At 38.8% G+C, this 17,249-nt stretch carries 20 protein-coding genes and 1 pseudogene; 7 read left to right on the top strand and 14 right to left on the bottom strand.

Translation table 11 applies throughout. The features are described 5' to 3' along the window. Nucleotides 1–397 precede the first annotated feature (397 nt). Nucleotides 398–1,301: pseudogene (locus tag BS85_RS10190) on the top strand (aldo/keto reductase). A gap of 188 nt (nt 1,302–1,489) precedes the next feature. Here the strand turns inward: BS85_RS10190 and BS85_RS0103480 are convergent. The 5 genes from BS85_RS0103480 to hisF all read right to left on the bottom strand — a co-directional run bounded on the left by BS85_RS0103480 (nt 1,490) and on the right by hisF (nt 5,333). Then, nucleotides 1,490–3,082 (bottom strand): ABC-F family ATP-binding cassette domain-containing protein, encoded by a 1,593-nt coding sequence (locus BS85_RS0103480; RefSeq protein ID WP_026943580.1) that lies wholly within the window; start codon nt 3,080–3,082, stop codon nt 1,490–1,492. 49 nt (nt 3,083–3,131) lie between these two features. Continuing rightward, on the bottom strand, nt 3,132–3,269 hold the full coding sequence (locus BS85_RS11270) for a hypothetical protein (protein WP_156938032.1): 138 nt from the start codon (nt 3,267–3,269) through the stop codon (nt 3,132–3,134). Nucleotides 3,270–3,356: 87 nt separating this feature from the next. Beyond that, entirely contained in the window at nt 3,357–3,851 is a 495-nt protein-coding gene (locus tag BS85_RS0103490; protein ID WP_026943581.1) for a hypothetical protein, read from the bottom strand. Continuing rightward, on the bottom strand, nt 3,851–4,153 hold the full coding sequence (locus BS85_RS10195; protein ID WP_034551072.1) for a hypothetical protein: 303 nt from the start codon (nt 4,151–4,153) through the stop codon (nt 3,851–3,853). Before BS85_RS10195 ends, BS85_RS0103490 begins: the two co-directional genes overlap by 1 nt. Before the next feature lie 412 nt (nt 4,154–4,565). Beyond that, on the bottom strand, nt 4,566–5,333 hold the full coding sequence (hisF, locus tag BS85_RS0103510) for an imidazole glycerol phosphate synthase subunit HisF (protein ID WP_026943583.1): 768 nt from the start codon (nt 5,331–5,333) through the stop codon (nt 4,566–4,568). Between the two features lie 121 nt (nt 5,334–5,454). Here hisF and trpS point away from each other — a divergent pair, with 121 nt between their 5' ends. After that, nucleotides 5,455–6,447: a tryptophan--tRNA ligase gene (gene trpS, locus BS85_RS0103515; RefSeq protein ID WP_026943584.1), complete on the top strand. Its 993-nt coding sequence runs from the start codon at nt 5,455–5,457 to the stop codon at nt 6,445–6,447. Here the strand turns inward: trpS and BS85_RS0103520 are convergent. Genes BS85_RS0103520 through recA form a run of 9 tightly spaced genes read right to left on the bottom strand, consistent with a single transcriptional unit; the run spans nt 6,444 to nt 13,617 of the window. Further along, nucleotides 6,444–7,307 carry a menaquinone biosynthesis family protein gene (locus BS85_RS0103520; RefSeq protein WP_026943585.1) on the bottom strand — a complete coding sequence of 288 codons (864 nt, stop codon included), beginning with the start codon at nt 7,305–7,307 and terminating at the stop codon, nt 6,444–6,446. The genes trpS and BS85_RS0103520 overlap by 4 nt on opposite strands. Before the next feature lie 33 nt (nt 7,308–7,340). Next, nucleotides 7,341–8,414: a lipopolysaccharide heptosyltransferase II gene (gene waaF / locus BS85_RS0103525; protein ID WP_026943586.1), complete on the bottom strand. Its 1,074-nt coding sequence runs from the start codon at nt 8,412–8,414 to the stop codon at nt 7,341–7,343. Continuing rightward, nucleotides 8,398–9,537 carry a glycosyltransferase family 4 protein gene (locus tag BS85_RS0103530; protein WP_026943587.1) on the bottom strand — a complete coding sequence of 380 codons (1,140 nt, stop codon included), beginning with the start codon at nt 9,535–9,537 and terminating at the stop codon, nt 8,398–8,400. Before BS85_RS0103530 ends, waaF begins: the two co-directional genes overlap by 17 nt. Then, entirely contained in the window at nt 9,528–10,025 is a 498-nt protein-coding gene (locus BS85_RS0103535) for a shikimate kinase (protein WP_026943588.1), read from the bottom strand. Before BS85_RS0103535 ends, BS85_RS0103530 begins: the two co-directional genes overlap by 10 nt. Then, on the bottom strand, nt 10,012–10,845 hold the full coding sequence (locus tag BS85_RS0103540) for an AMIN domain-containing protein (protein ID WP_245596276.1): 834 nt from the start codon (nt 10,843–10,845) through the stop codon (nt 10,012–10,014). Before BS85_RS0103540 ends, BS85_RS0103535 begins: the two co-directional genes overlap by 14 nt. Next, complete coding sequence (locus BS85_RS0103545; RefSeq protein ID WP_211246895.1) at nt 10,842–11,087, bottom strand: hypothetical protein; 246 nt, start codon at nt 11,085–11,087, stop codon at nt 10,842–10,844. The genes BS85_RS0103540 and BS85_RS0103545 overlap by 4 nt, the downstream gene beginning before the upstream one ends. Further along, entirely contained in the window at nt 11,087–12,358 is a 1,272-nt protein-coding gene (eno, locus tag BS85_RS0103550) for a phosphopyruvate hydratase (RefSeq protein WP_026943591.1), read from the bottom strand. The genes BS85_RS0103545 and eno overlap by 1 nt, the downstream gene beginning before the upstream one ends. Further along, nucleotides 12,355–12,570 (bottom strand): hypothetical protein, encoded by a 216-nt coding sequence (locus BS85_RS0103555; protein WP_026943592.1) that lies wholly within the window; start codon nt 12,568–12,570, stop codon nt 12,355–12,357. The genes eno and BS85_RS0103555 overlap by 4 nt, the downstream gene beginning before the upstream one ends. A 15-nt stretch (nt 12,571–12,585) precedes the next feature. Further along, the gene (gene recA / locus BS85_RS0103560) at nt 12,586–13,617 is read right to left on the bottom strand and encodes a recombinase RecA (RefSeq protein ID WP_026943593.1); all 1,032 of its coding nucleotides are present in this window, start codon (nt 13,615–13,617) and stop codon (nt 12,586–12,588) included. Nucleotides 13,618–13,745: 128 nt separating this feature from the next. Between recA and BS85_RS0103565 the strand changes: the two genes are divergently transcribed. The 5 genes from BS85_RS0103565 to BS85_RS11275 are packed head-to-tail and all read left to right on the top strand — an operon-like array spanning nt 13,746 to nt 17,079. Further along, nucleotides 13,746–15,404, top strand: coding sequence for a hypothetical protein (locus tag BS85_RS0103565; protein WP_026943594.1), 1,659 nt, complete (start codon nt 13,746–13,748; stop codon nt 15,402–15,404). Between the two features lie 31 nt (nt 15,405–15,435). Further along, nucleotides 15,436–15,624 carry a hypothetical protein gene (locus tag BS85_RS0103570; protein ID WP_026943595.1) on the top strand — a complete coding sequence of 63 codons (189 nt, stop codon included), beginning with the start codon at nt 15,436–15,438 and terminating at the stop codon, nt 15,622–15,624. Beyond that, nucleotides 15,621–16,004, top strand: a complete 384-nt coding sequence (locus BS85_RS0103575) for a type II toxin-antitoxin system death-on-curing family toxin (RefSeq protein ID WP_026943596.1) — start codon at nt 15,621–15,623, stop codon at nt 16,002–16,004. The genes BS85_RS0103570 and BS85_RS0103575 overlap by 4 nt, the downstream gene beginning before the upstream one ends. Next, nucleotides 16,001–16,888 carry a hypothetical protein gene (locus BS85_RS0103580; RefSeq protein ID WP_051604667.1) on the top strand — a complete coding sequence of 296 codons (888 nt, stop codon included), beginning with the start codon at nt 16,001–16,003 and terminating at the stop codon, nt 16,886–16,888. Before BS85_RS0103575 ends, BS85_RS0103580 begins: the two co-directional genes overlap by 4 nt. 44 nt (nt 16,889–16,932) lie before the next feature. Further along, nucleotides 16,933–17,079, top strand: a complete 147-nt coding sequence (locus tag BS85_RS11275; RefSeq protein WP_156938033.1) for a hypothetical protein — start codon at nt 16,933–16,935, stop codon at nt 17,077–17,079. The last annotated feature ends 170 nt before the right edge of the window (nt 17,080–17,249 follow it).

Genomic DNA, 17,249 nt, shown 5'->3' on the forward strand with positions numbered 1-17,249 from the left:
TTGGTGCAGATGTGAATGCGACCGATAAACAAAAAAGTGTTTTGGATATGGCATTAAACGATAAAGAGAGCCTAAAACGAGCAGGGGCGAAAAGCTATAAAGAACTTTGTGCTTTGTGAATCTAGGCGGTGGCGTTTGTAAGGAATCCCCCTATTTTACTCTTTGCTTTTTTTAAATGACTAGGGGAATAATCAAAAATTTTTAAAAATTTCTCATTCACTAAAGAGGAATCTAGTAAATTCAGCCCCCCACCAATCTCATAGCAAAGGAATCAAGCAAAATCTTATTTTTTTATATTCTCCTCAAACGAAAAATCGGGAATTTTAAAGTTTCAGCCATTGGCTTAGGTTGTATGGGAATGAGCGCAAATCACGGACCGGCAAGAGACAAAAAAGAGATGATTAAACTGCTGCATAAAGCAGTAGATTTGGGGTATAGTTATTTTGATACCGCTGAAGTGTATGGACCGCACACAAATGAGGAGCTTTTGGGTGAGGCTTTAAAAGGCTATAAAGACAAAATTATCATCAATACAAAATTTGGATTCTATTATCCCTTTGGCAAACAACAGCTAGATTCTAGCCGTAAGTCTATTATGCGCGCGATTGATGGGAGTTTGAAGCGATTGCAGAGGGATTGCATTGACCTTTATACGCAACACAGAGTGGATATTGATACGCCCATTGAGGAAGTGGCAGAGACAATGAAAGATTTAGTTAAAATGGGTAAAATCAAGGCGTGGGCGTTAGGCGAAGCAGGGATTAAAACCATAAAAAGCGCACAAAGTCTTTGCCCCTGTGGCAATGCAGAGTCAATACTCTATGGCATTCCGCGAATTAGAAAGCAATGGCATAATGGACACTTGCGAGAAGTTAGGAATCGCTATTGTCGCTTATTCTCCGCTTGATAGAGGGTTTTTAGGTGGGAATTTCACAAAAGATACGAAATTTCACCCAACCCTTGACTTCCGCGCGTCTATGCCGCGTTACACCAAAGAAGCCCTAGAGGCGAACCAAAGTGTGATTGAATTTATCAAAAAAGTAGCGCAGAGTAAAAGCATTAATGGCAAACCTGCCACCATTGCACAAGTTTCTTTAGCGTGGATTCTCTCCAACAAAAGCTTTGTGATTCCAATCCCAGAGACGACTAAGATTCATAGACTAGAGGAGAATCTTAATGCAAGTTTATTAACTTTTAGCCCAAGCGAGTTACAAGAAATGAACAAGGAGTTAAGCAAGATTGTAATTGTAGGTGATAGATACGCACCCGGAAGCGATGCGGCAAACAGCGTAGGGCTATGAGATTCTAAAATCCTCTTTTATCCCTTAACAAAGCGTAAGAATTTGTTATGGTTGGAATCTGTTTTTCCTCTAAAGTTTTTTCCTCCCAATTTTGGGGAGGCTATTCATCGTTATCTGTTATAAAAATATTTTAATATATGCTCACAAACCACTATATTTTTTAAATAACAATAGATTGTTTGAGTTTCTTATGGTTCTTGCGAAGCAAGATATTCCTCATAGCTTCCGCGAAAATCCACCACCTCGTTGTTTTCTTTAAACTCGATAATCCGATTCGCATACGCGTCAATGAGTTCTCTATCGTGGCTTATGCAAATCACATTTCCGCTATATTTGTAGAGTGCTTCGCCTAGCGCGATAATCGCCTCCAAATCCAAATGATTTGTGGGTTCATCTAGCACAAGGAAGTTCCCACCCTCTAGCATTAGCTTGCTAAGCATTATGCGGTGCTTCTCGCCTCCACTAAGTGCGCCGACACTTTTTTCTTGCTCCTCTCCATTAAAAAGCATTCGCCCAAGCGCATTGCGAATCTCTCCGGCTTCCTTTTTCTTATCAAAATTCCTTAACCATTCATAGAGTGTTTCCTCTCCTTGAATCCGCTCGGTTGTGTTTTGCGGAAAGTAGCCACGCTCAATGGTTGCACCCCATTTGATACTTCCATTTTGAGGCTTAAGATTCTCGCAAATCAGCTCACAAAAAGTTGTTTTTCCAATTCCATTGCGTCCGATGAGTGCGATTTTATCGCCGGGCAGAACCGTCAGGCTAAGATTCTTTAAAACGCACAAATCCCCATAACCAAAGGAGAGATTCTCAATATTTAAAGCTTCATTTCCAATCGTGCGGTTGGGCTTAAACACAATACTTGGGTCTCGGCGGCTAGAGACTTCCAAGTTTTTAATGTCTAGCTTTTCTAGCTGCTTTTGTCTGCTTGTGGCTTGTCTTGCCTTACTCGCATTTGCCGAGAATCGCGCGATAAAGGATTCTAGCTCCTCCTTTTCTTTTAGCTTTTTGTTGCGCTCCATTTCTTGTTGCTTAGCAATCAGTGTGGAGGCGATATACCAATCATCGTAGTTGCCGCTAAACTCACGCACACTTTTAAAATCCAAATCCAAAATATGTGTGCAAACGCTATTTAAGAAATGCCTATCGTGTGAGATGACAACAAGCGTCCCCTCGTGTCGTTTGAGTTGCTCCTCTAAGTAGCTAATCGCCTTTAAGTCAAGGTTGTTTGTCGGCTCGTCTAAAAATAAAATATCGGGCTTTGGAAACAAAACTTGTGCCAAAAGCACCTTGAATTTATCCCCACCCGTGAGCGTTTTCATTAGCTCCCCTTGCATCAAAGCGGGGAATCCCAAATCCTCTAAAATCTTTTCTATTTGCACATCGTATTCATAGGTGGGATCTTCCTCTGCGCAAATCATCTCTAACTCGCCTAAACGCTCATTCACCGCATCGCTAAAATCTCCCGCATTATAGAGCGATTCCTTTTCTTTTACCGCGTCATAAAGTCGCTTGTTGCCAAAAAGAACGCAATCTTTAATGCTAAATTCCTCAAAGGCAAATTGATTCTGCCCCAAAACCCCAAGTCTCGCATTAGGATCAAAAGCAATATCGCCACTCGTGTGTTCAATCTCGCCGCTAAGGATTTTCAAAAAGGTAGATTTTCCCGCACCATTTGCGCCGATTAGCCCATATCTCTTGCCCTTATCTAGTTTTAAATTCACATTTTCAAAGAGTTTTTTTGTTGCATATTGCATACCAAGCCCGGTAATTTGAACCATACGCCTACTTCCTAATAAATAAAATTTTGAAATTTTAATTTAATCTTGCTTAAGTAATGGAATCTTTGGAAAAATCCTTTGCGTGATTCTGTGTCCTTGCGAGAGCAAACTCTACCTCGTCATTGCAAAAATTGCAACGCAATTCGTGGCAATCCATAATTAAATTACTTTCAAGTTTCCATTGCAAAAAGTGTGCTAGGGGTTGGGAGTTCAAGGGGATAAGGGACGCTTTGCAAGACTTACATAGTTTTGATATAAATCGTTGCGTAGTATTTCATTTATGCCAACTCCCATAAGTTAATATATTAACACCGAATGTAATAAAATTAATCAAAATTGCATTCCAAACAAAGATATTTAAGGGGATTTTTTCAAAAACTAACAAAATACTAGGAAGTATTATTAAAGCCCAACCAAACCATATTAAAAACCAACCCCACTCAAAACCAAAATCCGGAAAAATATAGGGACAAATTAAAATAAAAATGAGCCATAAAAATAAGCATAAACTAGCTCTCAAAAAATTTACACCTAAAAATAAAACACAAACAAAAATACATAAGGCAGTTAAACATATGCTTGTAAAAACTTCAAAGAAATTGCTACACAAAGGAAATAAATTTATAATAATATGATTTTTAATCATAAAAAACAACCAAATAATACCAACACTAAACGCAATGCTTACAAAATTCATTATTATGATATAAGAAATTTTATCGGATGTTTGAGTGAGTAAATTATAATTGAATATTTCTTTTTTTATCATCATATTTCCTCTAGCACATATTGATTATTTTCAAACACTTTGTCCCAATGACTAACACTAGATTCCACAGGGGCAAAGCCATAAAAGCCATCATTAAATTCTATATTTTCAAAGTTCTCGTACCATTTGATTTCTTCTTTTCTCCAAAGTTTCATTTTTCCTTCTTTGTAGTCCCAATATGTTATTTCTTTTTCATATTTCATAGTGTCTAATTCATCAGGGTGTTTTCTGGTTAAGCCTAGAAAGGCGTGAGGGATATTAGCTTTCATTGGGTGGATATAGATTGTTATAAAGTATGGCATTGAAATTCCTTTATAAATGGCTAAAAAAATAATATCCAAACGCGGTATAACATATCATAAAAATTAATGATAAAAATAAGCTTAATTTATGTATTTTATAAAAGAAATTAATGATAAAAAATGAAATGATACTTAGAAAACAAAACCAACTAGCTATACCTGCCATATCTTTAATGGTATGGGTATCTATGTCAAAAAACCATTGTATAGGGTATAAGAGCCATTGTATAGGGTATAAGAGCCATTGCAAGTGCAGATCATTTAGCCATTGAACTAGATAAAAAAACACAAACGGAGATACTATTAAAATTCCAAAACACAAAAAACAATCTAAAATAAACTTACCCCATTTGAATTTTTCTTGCATAATTCATTCCCCGTGTTCTTATGATATAAAATGCGCAAAGGTTCGCTAAATCCTCACTGCGATTCCTTGTGCCTTTAAATACTGCTTCAAATCCCCGATATGGATTTCTTGATAATGAAAAATAGAAGCGGCAAGTGCGGCGTCTGCGCCATTTAAAAAGGCTTCCAAAATATGTGGCATAGTTCCTGCCCCGCCACTTGCAACAAGCGGAATCCCAACTGCGCTAGAGATAGTGCGTAACTGCTCCAAATCATAACCCGCCTTTGTTCCATCGCAATCCATACTTGTAAGCAGAATCTCACCCGCCCCGCGCTCATAGGATTCCTTTGCCCATTGCTCCAAATCCACTCCCGTGTTGTTGCGCCCCCCGTGCGTATAGACTTCCCACCCCGCTCCATTTGCGCGTCTTTTCGCGTCAATGGCTACGACAATACATTGCGAACCAAACCGCTTCGCGCTTTGTGTAATTAAGTCTGGATTCTTAAGGGCTGCTGAATTGAGGCTGATTTTATCACAACCCGCATTCAGCAAATCATAAATATGCTCTAAACTTGAAATGCCACCGCCCACCGTTAGCGGGATAAACACTTCTTTTGCGACACTGCGCACCATTGTGAGGGTTGCGTTTCTTGCTTCAATCGTTGCGGTAATGTCTAAAAAGGTAATCTCATCTGCACCCTCGTCATTGTAGCGTTTGGCAACCTCCACCGGGTCTCCGGCGTCTTGAAGCCCCACGAAATTCACGCCCTTTACCACGCGCCCATTTTTAATATCCAAACAAGGAATAATGCGTTTTGCTAGGAGAGAAGCCATTGTAAAATCCTTAAAAATTGCAATTTCTTACGCAATCTTAACGCAATCCACTTTAAAATCTGTCTCTTTTAGTGCGGATTTTAAGTATAATTGCGCATATTTTTTACAAAAAGGGCTTTTAATGCAACATAAACCGCGCGTATTTTCAGGGATTCAACCCACAGGCAATATTCATTTAGGAAATTATTTGGGTGCAGTCAAGAATTGGGTGGAAAATCAAGAAAAATATGAAAATATCTTTTGTGTTGTCAATTCTCACGCAATTACGATTCCACAAGACCCGAAAGTCTTGCGCCAAAAAACCTATGATTTGTGCGCAATGCTCCTTGCTTGTGGGATTAGTCCGCAAAAATCCACGCTTTTTATCCAATCACAAATCCAAGAACATACTTCCTTAGCGTGGCTACTCACTTGTATTACGCCAATGGGCGATTTAAGCCGTATGACGCAGTTTAAAGACAAGAGTGCGAAAAATCCTAAAAGCATTTTTGCAGGGCTTTTTAATTACCCTAACTTAATGAGTGCGGATATTTTGCTGTATCAAAGCAATCTCGTGCCAGTGGGCGAAGACCAAAAGCAACATATTGAATTAGCGCGGGATACAGCAATGCGCTTCAATCGCGATTATGGTGAGACTTTTGTTGTGCCTGAACCCTTGATTTTAAAAGAGGGTGCGCGGATTATGGGGCTAGATGACCCTACAAAAAAGATGAGCAAAAGCTCTAGCGATAAGCCTAACCACTCTATTGCGCTCATTGATACGCCCGATGTGATTTTAAAGAAATTTAAAAAGGCAACAACCGATAGTGAGGGAATCATCGCCTTTGATAAGAATCGCGCAGGGGTTTATAATCTGCTGAATATTTATCAATGTTTCACGCAACAAAAAGCAGAGGAGATTGAAGCGGAATTTGCTGGGCTTGGTTATGGAAAATTAAAAGAAAGGGTGGCTGAAGTCGTCATTGAGGGGTTGCGCCCCATTAGGGAATCTTATTCTAAGCTGATTTTGGAGCAAGATTATCTCCATAAAATCCTAGAGGAAAGCACAGAATCTGCACAAAAAATCGCCACCGCCACCTACGCGGAAGCTAAGGCAAAAATGGGACTTGTTTAGCTGTTGCGAAAATCTCTGTATTCTAAAGGGATTAGGCAGTCCTCTGCATTTAAAATTTGTGTGTAGATTTTAGAATCATAGCCGATTTTAAAGAGTGCGTTGATTGCGTTAAGTTGCGTTTGGTTAAGGGTTATGGAATCCTCGTTTGCATAAAGGTTGAGGTAGGTTTCAAGCTTCTTAGAATCTACGCGGATAAGATTCCGCTCCTCTAGCATTTTGGATAAAAGTGGTTTGTTCTCTAGCGCGACTTTCACCGCTTTTGTCAGCATTTCCTCGCAAACAATGGCGGTGCTTAAAGGAAGGGAGCGGCGGATACACATTCCCCCGAGCGGCAAGGGTAAGCCCTGTTTGTTTAAATCGCACCATATATCCCAAATCTCGCGTTCTACTTCTAGTCTTTCATCAAAAGTTAAAATGGATTCGTGGATTAGCACACCCGCATCAACTTCACCGCTTAGCACCGCATTTTCAATCTCAAGAAAATTTTTATAAACGATTCTTGCTTGTGGGTAAGCGATTCTAAAAAGCATTGCGTTGGTTGTGTGCGCACCGCTTAGGGCGACTTTAAAGTTTTTCTTTAACGCCTTACCCTTAAGCTTAATTAGCTTTGGACCATAGCCATTGCCAAAGCTTACCCCCGTCCTTAGTAGGCATTGCTCTTGCGCCAAGAGAGGATAAACGCCAAAAGAAATCGCAGAAATATCCAATGCACCCTCTAGGGCTTTGCAATTTAGTGTTTCAATATCTAGCGCACAGGATTCCAAATGGATTGCGCCATCACTAACCCAGCCAAAAGCAATGGCGTAATACATAAATAAATCGTCCGCATCAGGGGAATGTCCGACATTTAAAGTTCTCATTGCGACTCGCTTTAATTTTTGGGTGGATTTTATTTAAACTTCGCTTATAAGGGATTGAATTTTGCTAATCACAAAATTTGGTGTGAGATTCCGCATACAGGCGTGGTAGTCTTTAGAATCTTTAGAAAGTGGGCAAGTGCGTTGCATACAAGGCATACAAGGGAGTTTCTTGCCTAGTGTTTCAAGTGAGAGGATATGTGCATTTTTAGCATTAAAAGGGCAAGTTTCTTGCGTGTTTGTAGGACCAAAAAGGGCTAGTGTTGGAATCCCCAATGCGCTTGCAATGTGCATAGGACCGCTGTCATTTGTAAGCAAAAAATCAAGTTTAAGGAAATATGCAATGAGGCTTTCAATCGTAGTTTGTCCGCTTAGATTTAAAATGCGATTCTGTGTGGGGTGGAGCTTTTGTGTATGTTCTATAATAGCGGTGTTAATGGGATTCTCACTCTCCACGCCAAAGAGAATGATATTGTAATTTTGTCGCAAAAAATATGCAATCACTTCAGCAAAATAAGATTCCTCCCATCTTTTCGCCGCTCCAAAGGCTGCCCCCGCGTTAATCCCTGCGATTTTGGAATCTTGAAAATGTTTGGGTAAGGTGATTTGCAGATTGGGTTTTTTGAGGTAGAGTTTGGGTTCAATGGGCGCGTGAGAGTAGATTGGGATTTGCAAGGCTTGGAATCTTGGAGAGTGCAATGCAGATTCTACAAGCATTGCAAAACGCATTGCCTCGTGAGTGTTTTTGGGCTTCTTGGGGTGGTGGTGCAGTAAGAAACTTCGCATTTCTTTGGCAAAACCTACGCGGAATCTTGCGCTATTAAAATAGAGTAAAAGCGCGGAGAGCAGGTTGTTTTGAAAGGTAAAGGCTAAAGTGCAGGGTGGAATTTTTTTTGCAAGTTTGTATAGGCTTAGGATTCTACATTTTGCTTTTTTGCTGGAATCTACCAAAATGCTAACACGCGGATAATGCGCAAAAAGCGCAACGCTTACAGGGCTTCCGACTAAGTAGAAATGCGCGTTGGGGAAGCGATCAAATAAAATCTCTAGCGCATAAGTTGCCATCACCGCATCGCCTAACCAATTTGGGATTCTAACTAAGATGTTCATTGCTCAACTCATTAATGATTTGCAGGGTTTGTTGGAGATTGTTTTGGACGCTTAAAGAGCTGACGGCTTTTGCGCAGTCCTTTTGCGTTTTTTTTAAGAAAGAGGAATCACTCAAGAGTTTTGTTAAAATGTCGCTTCCATAGGCAATGTTTTGTGGAGAATCCAATAAAAGAGTGGAATCAAACAATTCTCCCGCGCCATTTTGTTTGGTGGTTAAAATCGCATTTTCAAAACTTGCGGCTTCTAGTGTAGCATTGGAGCAAGGTTCGTAGATTGTTGGAAAGAGGAAAATATCACTTGCGGCATAAAATCGTGAAACTTCAGTTTGCGCACCCAAAAACAATGTATTTTGAGAAAGGTTTAATTTTATTGCGAGTTGCTCGTATTGTTTTTGTTTTTTTTCTTTGCCGATGATTAAAAAATGCCAATTTTTATGCGGGAGATTGGATAGCATTAGAAGTGCCTCTCGTAAGCCTTTTCGTTTATAACCGCTACCGACAAAAAGCAAAAGGATTTTATTCTTTAAGATTGGAAACTCTCTAGTGAGATTGTCTTTAGAGGATACTTTATCCAAAGTGGAGGGCAAAGGAATACCATTATAAATGACGCGAATCTTTTGAGGGGGAACCTTAAAGTTTTCTATCAAAGAGGATTGAATCATTTTGGAGTTGGCAATAATAATTTTTGCATTTAAAAAAAGTTTGGATTCTATAAAGGTGTAAAGAAAATTGATGGGATTAAAATAGCTTTTGATTCGGAGCCAAATATTGTGGCTGGTTTTTATTTTTAGCCATTCTTTGTGGATTCCATCACCCGCACGATAAATATCGCAGTGCAAAACGCGTTCTAAACTAAAAAAAACAGAATCGCGGTGTTGTTTATAGTATTTTTCATAAACAAATAAAAAATAAAGAAATTTTAAAAAAGAGGGTAAGAAAGAGGGGAGAGTGATATGAAATTTAGGGGATTGCCCATAATCTCCGCTAGAGAAAATTTCAACTTTTGAATTGGTTTGCTTGGAATCTTGTTGGTGTTGTGATTCTAAACCTTCCTTTAAGCGCAAAAGGTATTTTTCTGCACCACCCACTTTAGAAATCTTAAATCGGATAAAAATTAAATGCACAATTTCTCCAAAATTTCTTGTGTAATCATCTGAATGCTTTGATTTGCATTAATCGTGTAATGTGCGGAGTTTTGGTAAGTTTTTAGACGCTCTTGGTAGAGTTTAAATGCGGAATCCTTGTCTTGAAATAAAGGGCGTTTGGCGGTTTCCTCCGCGCTTAGCCTCTCTAAAATTTCCTCAAACTCCAAATGCAAGAAAAAAACCCTACCCATTACTTTAACATCGCAAAACATTGGCATTCCACCACCTGTGGAGATGATTGCATTACGCACATTTTGCGCGACAAAGGTGCAAAATTTGGATTCCAAATCCCGAAAATATGTCTCGCCATAATGTGCAAAAATCTCTTTAATGCTTAAGTTCTCGTTGTTTTCAATCATAGAATCGCTATCTAAAATTAGTGCGGAATTAGCCTTGTGTAAAGCCCTAGCAATCGTGCTTTTGCCGCTACCCATAAAGCCAATAAGAACGCAATTAGTAGAGTTCAATTGTGTAATTCCCGCTTGAAATTTGAGTAATTTTATATTTGTATTGCCCATCAAGACTGAAAGTAATGCGATAAAAGTCCAAGTGCGTGCTTAGGGTAATCGTTGGAATAGAGGGAATTTGTGAATCAAAAGTCTCTTGCAGTGTTGTTTTGTTTGGTGCTTGAAAATCTAGCACTAAACGCGTAGGAGAAGCAAGGGTAAAATCACGTAGTCTTTTAAGAGATGTCTTTAGTTTAATGTTTTGTTTTGCGATTTCAAAATCAAATAAATTTCCTAACATAAAGCTTTGTTTGTCCAAAACTTTTGGGGCTTCGGGCTGCACTTCTTGACTTAATACGAGCGGAAAATGCCAATCAATATCGCCCTCAAGGTTTTGTTCAATGCTTGAAATGGAACCATTGAGATTTTGGTATTCCAAAGTGATTTTTTTGATTTTTCTAGCAGTGGAGGGCAAAATAAGTTCTGTTTTGGTAAATAAATCCAATTGAGGAGCATTGGTGATTTGTCCGCTAATTTTAGGCGTAATGATGGGAGTAAAAGGGTCGCGATTTTTTTTGGTTTCGTTATTTTCTGTGCTTTCTTCAGTTAAAGGCATTGCGTTAGTTGTTTGTGTGGCATTTTGGTTGGATTGCAATTCTTTTTGAGGAATCGCAAGGGTGCTTGGTTGTGCCAATGGAGTTTTTGGGAGTTCTTTATCGGGTTGTTTTTGCATATCAATACTTAAAGATGGAATCTCTGGTAGAGCTTTTGGTTCATTTTCTTGAGCGAATGTAAAATTTGCAAGTAAAATAGTAACAACAATTAAATATAAAGATTTCATTGGGGTTCAAGTCCTTTCAGTTCAAAAAGTTCTTTTTGTAGATTTGCATTTTCGTGCATTAAGCGATCCACCTCTTGACGCATTTGGGATTCTTTATCCTTAAGATTTAGAAGCACACTTAAAGAATTGTTGCCAAAGAGTAAATTGCCAAAATAAACTCCTAGCAAACAAATCAATAAAACAAGGCTCAAAAAAGGCAAAAGCTTATAGAATCCGCCCTTTTTAAACTCTAGTGATTCCATTATTTAAAGAGTTTTTTGCCCAAATACACAGGGAATCCCAACTCATTTTCAATCGCAAGTAAGCGGTTATATTTCGCCATTCTCTCACTTCTTGCGGTTGAGCCTGTCTTAATTTCTCCCGTGTTTAGTGCCACTGCAAAATCTGCGATGAAGCTATCCTCGCTCTCCCCGCTTCTGTGGCTCATAATGCAGCGGTAATTGTTGCGCTGTGCTAGGCGGATTGTCTGCATTGTTTGACTAATTGTGCCAATTTGGTTAGGCTTAATCAAAATCGCATTTGCGATATTTTTTGTGATTCCCTCTTGTAAAATTTTTGCATTTGTTACAAACAAATCATCGCCTACAAGCTGCACTTTATTGCCTAGTCTTTGCGTTAGTTTGCTCCAACCCTCCCAATCGTCCTCACTCAAGCCATCTTCAATAGAGACAATCGGGTATTTTGCAATCAGCTTTTCATAATACTCAATGAGTTCCTCACTGCTTAGATTGCGCCCCTCGCCCTTAAGGCAATAAATGCCCTTGTCATTGACAAACTCGCTACTTGCGACATCTAGGGCGATTGCGATTTGTTCGCCCTCTTTGTAACCCGCTTTTTTTACTGCTTCTAAAATGATTTGAATCGGCTCTTCGTTAGTTTTAAGATTGGGTGCGAATCCTCCCTCATCGCCAATACTTGTGATATGTTTGGAATCTTTTAGGATTTTTTTAAGGCATTTGTAAATCTCTGCACTTGCGCGTAGTGCTTCACTGAAGCATTCAAATCCCACAGGCATAATCATATATTCTTGAAAATCCACCGTGTTATCTGCGTGGCTTCCGCCATTGATGATGTTTAGCATTGGGATTGGAAGTGTGAGTGCATTTGCGCCACCCAAATAACGATATAAAGGGATATTGAGGCTTTTTGCCGCAGCGCGTGCAACTGCCATAGAAACGCCAAGTGTTGCGTTTGCGCCTAGATTGGAAAAGTTTTCTGTGCCATCTAGCTCTATGAGGAGATTATCAATCACAGCTTGGTCAAATGGGCTTAAACCCGCAATAGAATCGCAAATCGTGGTATTGACATTTTCACACGCCTTTAACACGCCTTTGCCCAAAAACCGCTCCTCGTTATCGCGCAACTCTAACGCCTCTCTCTTGCCTGTGCTTGCGCCACTTGGCACGATTGCACTTGCCACATTGCCATCGCTTAAAGCAATTGTTGCTTTAATTGTAGGATTTCCTCTGCTGTCTAAAACTTCTTGCGCATTGACTTCATCAATGTAAATCATTGTTTCTCCTTGTTTGGTTTGTCGTTTGTCTTTTCAGATTTACTCTCTTTGGTTTCTTTATTGTCTTGCAAAGCTGCTTTGTCCTCTTCGCTTAAAGTAAAGCCTCCCGCCCCCACAATAGTGCAACAAGACTTATCCTCCGCTAGTGCAAAATGGCTGAACGCACTTACAAGAATCGCAACACAACTGATTTTAAAAATACCTTTTATCATTTTGGTCCCTTGTGTTTATTCTATTTCTGAATCATCACTAGATAAATCATCAGAAATTGAAATGGAAGCTTTGATTTTTTCCTCAATTTCTTGTGCAATTTCTGGATTTTCTTTTAAAAATGCTTTTGCATTTTCCTTGCCTTGCCCAAGCTTTTTGTCTTTATAGCTTAGCCACGCACCGCTTTTATCTACAATATCAAGCTTCACGCCATAATCAATCAATTCGCCCTCTTTGCTGATTCCCTCGCCAAACATAATATCAAATTCCGCTCCTCTAAAGGGTGGTGCAACTTTGTTTTTAACCACTTTTGCTTTGACACGATTTCCGATATTTTGTTCGCCTTGTTTGAGGGTTGCGATTCTGCGGACATCAATCCTCACGCTTGCGTAGAATTTAAGCGCATTTCCACCTGTTGTCGTTTCAGGGCTTCCATAGCCCATTACGCCGATTTTCATACGAATCTGATTGATAAAAATCACCGTGGTATTCATTTTGTGAATCACGCCTGTTACTTTTCGTAATGCTTGGCTCATTAAACGCGCTTGTAGCCCCACGTGTTGGTCTCCCATATCGCCATCAATCTCACTTTTTGGTGTAAGAGCTGCCACCGAGTCAATGACGATTAAATCCACACCACCGCTTCTTGTAAGCGTTTCTAGGATTTCTAGGGCTTGTTCGCCAAAATCTGGTTGAGAGACAAGCAGGTTTTCCACATCTACGCCTAGCCGTTTTGCGTAAGTAACATCTAGCGCGTGTTCTGCATCAATGAATGCGCAGATTCCACCCGCTTTTTGACATTCTGCAACGACTTGTAGTGCTAATGTTGTTTTGCCCGAGCTTTCGGGTCCATACACTTCAACAATGCGCCCCTTTGGGATTCCGCCAATTCCTAGCGCAATATCAAGCCCTAAAGAGCCTGTGCTAATCGCGTCAATCTTTTCTACCGGTTTATCTCCAAGTCTGATTAACGCACCTTTACCAAAGGCTTTATCAATCTGCTTAATGGCAAGTTCAATCGCTTTTTGTTTGTTTTCGTCCAAAGCCATTTTTTCTCCTAAATTTTAAAAGTTTTATTGTAGCTAAAACAAATAAAAATTTCAAAATAAAAAGTTTTTCAGTTTTTTACATAGATTCTAAGATTATAATTGCGTAAGATTGATAATAAAGAGATGAAATGTATTCCCTAAACATTGCAGAAGAAGAGCTAAAGAGCAAAGTAAAAAAAGATTTTTTCAAAGAGTTTGACACCACAAGGCAGCTTGGTAGAATAGATTTTTGCGTATCCTACAAAAGCGATACTTCTTTTCAACCTATTCACTTCCTTTGGGCAGAGGCGAAAAAGGGTAGCAAAAGCGATATGATAGAATCCTTTGTGCAGCTTATCTTAACTATTGGTAAGGAACACACCTTTGAAAATGAGCTTCCACCACTATTTTTAGGTGCATTGGACGCAGAAAAAATCGCCTTTATTCCCTACTACGCAGTAATGGATATTTTCAATCAAAATGACTTTAATTGGAATGTTACGCCTAGCAATCACGATTCTAAGGAGTTTAAACAACTCTACGCAACGAGCAAAGAGCTTTTAGAATCCCAAAAATTACTTTTTACTTTCAGTGCGGATTCTAAAGAATTGCAAAAGTTTATCAAAACAAACTTCACACCTAACAATCAGCATTTACACAAAATCCAAATTACCAAAAATAACTTTAATCTTATCTATCAAAAATGGCTACTAAAGGTAAAGGATTCCATTAGCATTGATTGGAATCTTGCCAAAAATGCAGGGATTTTAGACGCGGATTTTTATCTAGCGGATTTGCTAAGCGAAGAAAATATGAGTATCAAAGATAAGCTTTTTGTTGCCCTAAAAAAGACTTATTATGAGTATAACAAACAAAAAACAAATATAGGTTCAATCATTAATGAAACAACTACCTTTAAGGATAATCAAAAAGCCCACACAGAGTTTTGGAATCTCTATGAGCGTCCGCCAAGACAAGAATATTGGGATTACATTATAGATAGGCGCGATTTGCTTGTGCCTAGCGACATACGAGAGCGCAAGGGAGCGTTTTTCACCCCGCAAATTTGGGTGCAAAAAGCGCAAACTTATCTTAGCAAAGCCTTAGGTGAGGATTGGCAGAGCGAATATTATGTATGGGATTGTGCGGCAGGGACAGGGAATCTCCTAGCAAATCTCACAGAATCGCAAAACCTCTATGCTTCCACTTTGGATAAAGCAGATGTGAAAATTATGCAAGAATTAGCAGAGAACAAACATTTATCCCTTTTGCAAAATCATATTTTTCAATTTGACTTTCTAAACGATAAATTCTTTGATAAGCCTTGTGAGAAGCATAAAGACAAGTTAGATTCTGCTTGTAAAGAATGTCAAGAATCTAAACTCCCCAAAAAGCTACAAAATATTTTACAAAATGAAGCAGAGCGTAAAAAGCTCATCATTTTCATTAACCCACCCTATGCGGAGGCGACTTCAGGCACGACACCAGCAGGGACAGGCAAAAACAAAAGTGGTGTAAGCTTGGGTAATGCCACCTATGAAAAGTATAAAGAAACTTTGGGCAAAGCAAGTAACGAACTTTTTGCGCAATTTTTTATAAGAATTTATAAAGAGATTCCAAACTGCAAACTTGCCGCATTTTCCAAGCTCAAATATCTTAATGCAAGTAATTTTGTGAAGTTTCGTGAGACTTTTAAGGCAAAGTTTCTTGCAGGTTTTCTATGCCCCGCTGATACTTTTGATAATGTCAAGGGGCAATTTCCCATCGGCTTTTTGGTGTGGGATTTGGGGGAAATAGATAAGGAATAGGTTATAATAGCGCAAAATAAAAGGAGCAAAAATGACAATCATCTTAAAAAATGTAGAAGAGAAATTTCTACCAAAAGTTGAGGAATTTTCAAGGTCCATTAACGCACAATATGAATCCAAAAATGATGAATCTAATAATCAAAAATACATTGAGGAGACAATCAAAGACTTTTTGTTACCCGAAAATTATGCAGTTTTTGAGAGATTAAAAGATAAATGAAATACCTAAATATTCAAGATGTTATGACTTTGCATCAGCAAATGATAGAAGCAATGCAAGGATTAAAAGGGGTGAATCCCCAGCAAATTGGGCTTTTGGAATCCGCTTTGCAGCAAATTCAAAACAACGATTATTATCCCAATTTTATAGATAAACTCACACATATTGTATTTGCTTGTGTGAAGTTTCACCCTTTTTTAGATGGAAACAAGCGCACCACATTGCTTGTAGCTAGAACTTTTATTGTGATGAATTATCCTAAAATCTTGCTAGAGAATTTTTACCAAAACCTAGAAGATGTTGTGGTTGCTGTGGCAGAGGGTAAAACCACAAAAGAGGAACTACGCGAAATATTACAAAACTTGTTGAGGACACAATGAAAGCCATAGAACTTGATGTGTTTGAAAGGAATGGAGAATTTGTAGGGAAAAAGAGATTCTATACTATATTGGATAAACATAAATCACTAAATCAGTGGTGGGTTTGTTTTAAAAATACGCAAGAGCAAAGTCTTGGAATGATGTCAAACTATCCTAGTGATTTTCAAAATCAACAAAAAGTTTGCATTCTTTCTCGTCCTTTAGCAAGATATTGCCTAAATTTTACCCAAAGCAATATTATTCCATTTGCCCTCTATTTCGCTGTGCGCCATTGTATCCCCGCGACTTGGCTAAACGACCGCGACCAATTTCTTTATCCCAATGAGGAATGGCAAAAGGATTCTACATTTCAAAACGATTGTTTGGCTTTTACACTCTTTCACGGACAAAATCGCATTACAAGCAAGGAGGGCGTAAATCACTTTATCCCTTTTAGCGAATCGCAAGTAGGGGCAAAGGAAGCCTTTGAAAGCCACTTTATGCGGGACTTTATTAAGGGCAAAATTAGGCGCAATTCCAAAAGCATAGAATCCAACAATGCACTTTTTAGCAGGGAGGACTTAGAGCAAACTTGCTTTGTCCCTACAAAGCCACTAGAATTTAGCGCAGAGGCACAGGAAGTTTTCAAGGCGGGATTGGAGCTTTGGAAATATTATCATTCTCAAGAATTTAAGGATTCTGCAAATCCCTATAATCCCAACGCCTCTCTTTATGACATTAAAGCATATTTTCAAGGCTTTAGCGACAAGGGCAAGATGAATCCACCCCAAAAGGCGCAAGATTCTTATTATAAAGATTTACTAGGAAATCTTAACTATGCTTTAAAACTCCTTGCTAAAACCATAGAATCCAAAGTCTATGAATATGGATTTTTGAGAGAATAACAAGTATCTGCTGACTAATGCGTCATTGCGAGTGAGCGAAGCGAATGACGAAGCAATCTATCACCAAACAAACCACAAAAGCTTACAATGGAATCTTAAAGAAGTGCAAAATTATAGATTGCCACGAATTGCGTTGCAATTCTCGCAATGACAAAAGAGCTAAACTACCTCGCCATTGTAAGGACAAATAGGACGAAGCAATCCATAATAACTGCAAAATTCATCATTAAACTTTATGTTCATATTTCAAGATTTTATTGTTTAATTTACTTTGTGCAGAGTGATAGATTGCCACGAAAATTTTTCAAATTTTTTCGCAAGAACAAAAGGTGCGCCACAATTCCTTGTAGAATCTCGCAAT

The sequence above is a fragment of the Helicobacter rodentium ATCC 700285 genome (assembly GCF_000687535.1).
In the GTDB taxonomy this organism is placed as follows: domain Bacteria; phylum Campylobacterota; class Campylobacteria; order Campylobacterales; family Helicobacteraceae; genus Helicobacter_D; species Helicobacter_D rodentium.

What these genes read in the sequence shown, in the direction of transcription:
- BS85_RS0103580 (WP_051604667.1), top strand. Translation starts at nt 16,001, where the DNA reads ATGAAAGCCATAGAACTTGATGTGTTTGAAAGGAATGGAGAATTTGTA.
- BS85_RS0103565 (WP_026943594.1), top strand. Translation starts at nt 13,746, where the DNA reads ATGTATTCCCTAAACATTGCAGAAGAAGAGCTAAAGAGCAAAGTAAAA.
- BS85_RS0103575 (WP_026943596.1), top strand. Translation starts at nt 15,621, where the DNA reads ATGAAATACCTAAATATTCAAGATGTTATGACTTTGCATCAGCAAATG.
- eno (WP_026943591.1), bottom strand. Translation starts at nt 12,358, where the DNA reads ATGATTTACATTGATGAAGTCAATGCGCAAGAAGTTTTAGACAGCAGA.
- BS85_RS11275 (WP_156938033.1), top strand. Translation starts at nt 16,933, where the DNA reads ATGACGAAGCAATCTATCACCAAACAAACCACAAAAGCTTACAATGGA.
- BS85_RS0103570 (WP_026943595.1), top strand. Translation starts at nt 15,436, where the DNA reads ATGACAATCATCTTAAAAAATGTAGAAGAGAAATTTCTACCAAAAGTT.
- waaF (WP_026943586.1), bottom strand. Translation starts at nt 8,414, where the DNA reads ATGAACATCTTAGTTAGAATCCCAAATTGGTTAGGCGATGCGGTGATG.
- BS85_RS0103555 (WP_026943592.1), bottom strand. Translation starts at nt 12,570, where the DNA reads ATGATAAAAGGTATTTTTAAAATCAGTTGTGTTGCGATTCTTGTAAGT.
- hisF (WP_026943583.1), bottom strand. Translation starts at nt 5,333, where the DNA reads ATGGCTTCTCTCCTAGCAAAACGCATTATTCCTTGTTTGGATATTAAA.
- BS85_RS0103480 (WP_026943580.1), bottom strand. Translation starts at nt 3,082, where the DNA reads ATGGTTCAAATTACCGGGCTTGGTATGCAATATGCAACAAAAAAACTC.
- BS85_RS0103490 (WP_026943581.1), bottom strand. Translation starts at nt 3,851, where the DNA reads ATGATAAAAAAAGAAATATTCAATTATAATTTACTCACTCAAACATCC.
- BS85_RS10195 (WP_034551072.1), bottom strand. Translation starts at nt 4,153, where the DNA reads ATGCCATACTTTATAACAATCTATATCCACCCAATGAAAGCTAATATC.
- BS85_RS0103545 (WP_211246895.1), bottom strand. Translation starts at nt 11,087, where the DNA reads ATGGAATCACTAGAGTTTAAAAAGGGCGGATTCTATAAGCTTTTGCCT.
- BS85_RS0103520 (WP_026943585.1), bottom strand. Translation starts at nt 7,307, where the DNA reads ATGAGAACTTTAAATGTCGGACATTCCCCTGATGCGGACGATTTATTT.
- BS85_RS0103540 (WP_245596276.1), bottom strand. Translation starts at nt 10,845, where the DNA reads ATGAAATCTTTATATTTAATTGTTGTTACTATTTTACTTGCAAATTTT.
- recA (WP_026943593.1), bottom strand. Translation starts at nt 13,617, where the DNA reads ATGGCTTTGGACGAAAACAAACAAAAAGCGATTGAACTTGCCATTAAG.
- trpS (WP_026943584.1), top strand. Translation starts at nt 5,455, where the DNA reads ATGCAACATAAACCGCGCGTATTTTCAGGGATTCAACCCACAGGCAAT.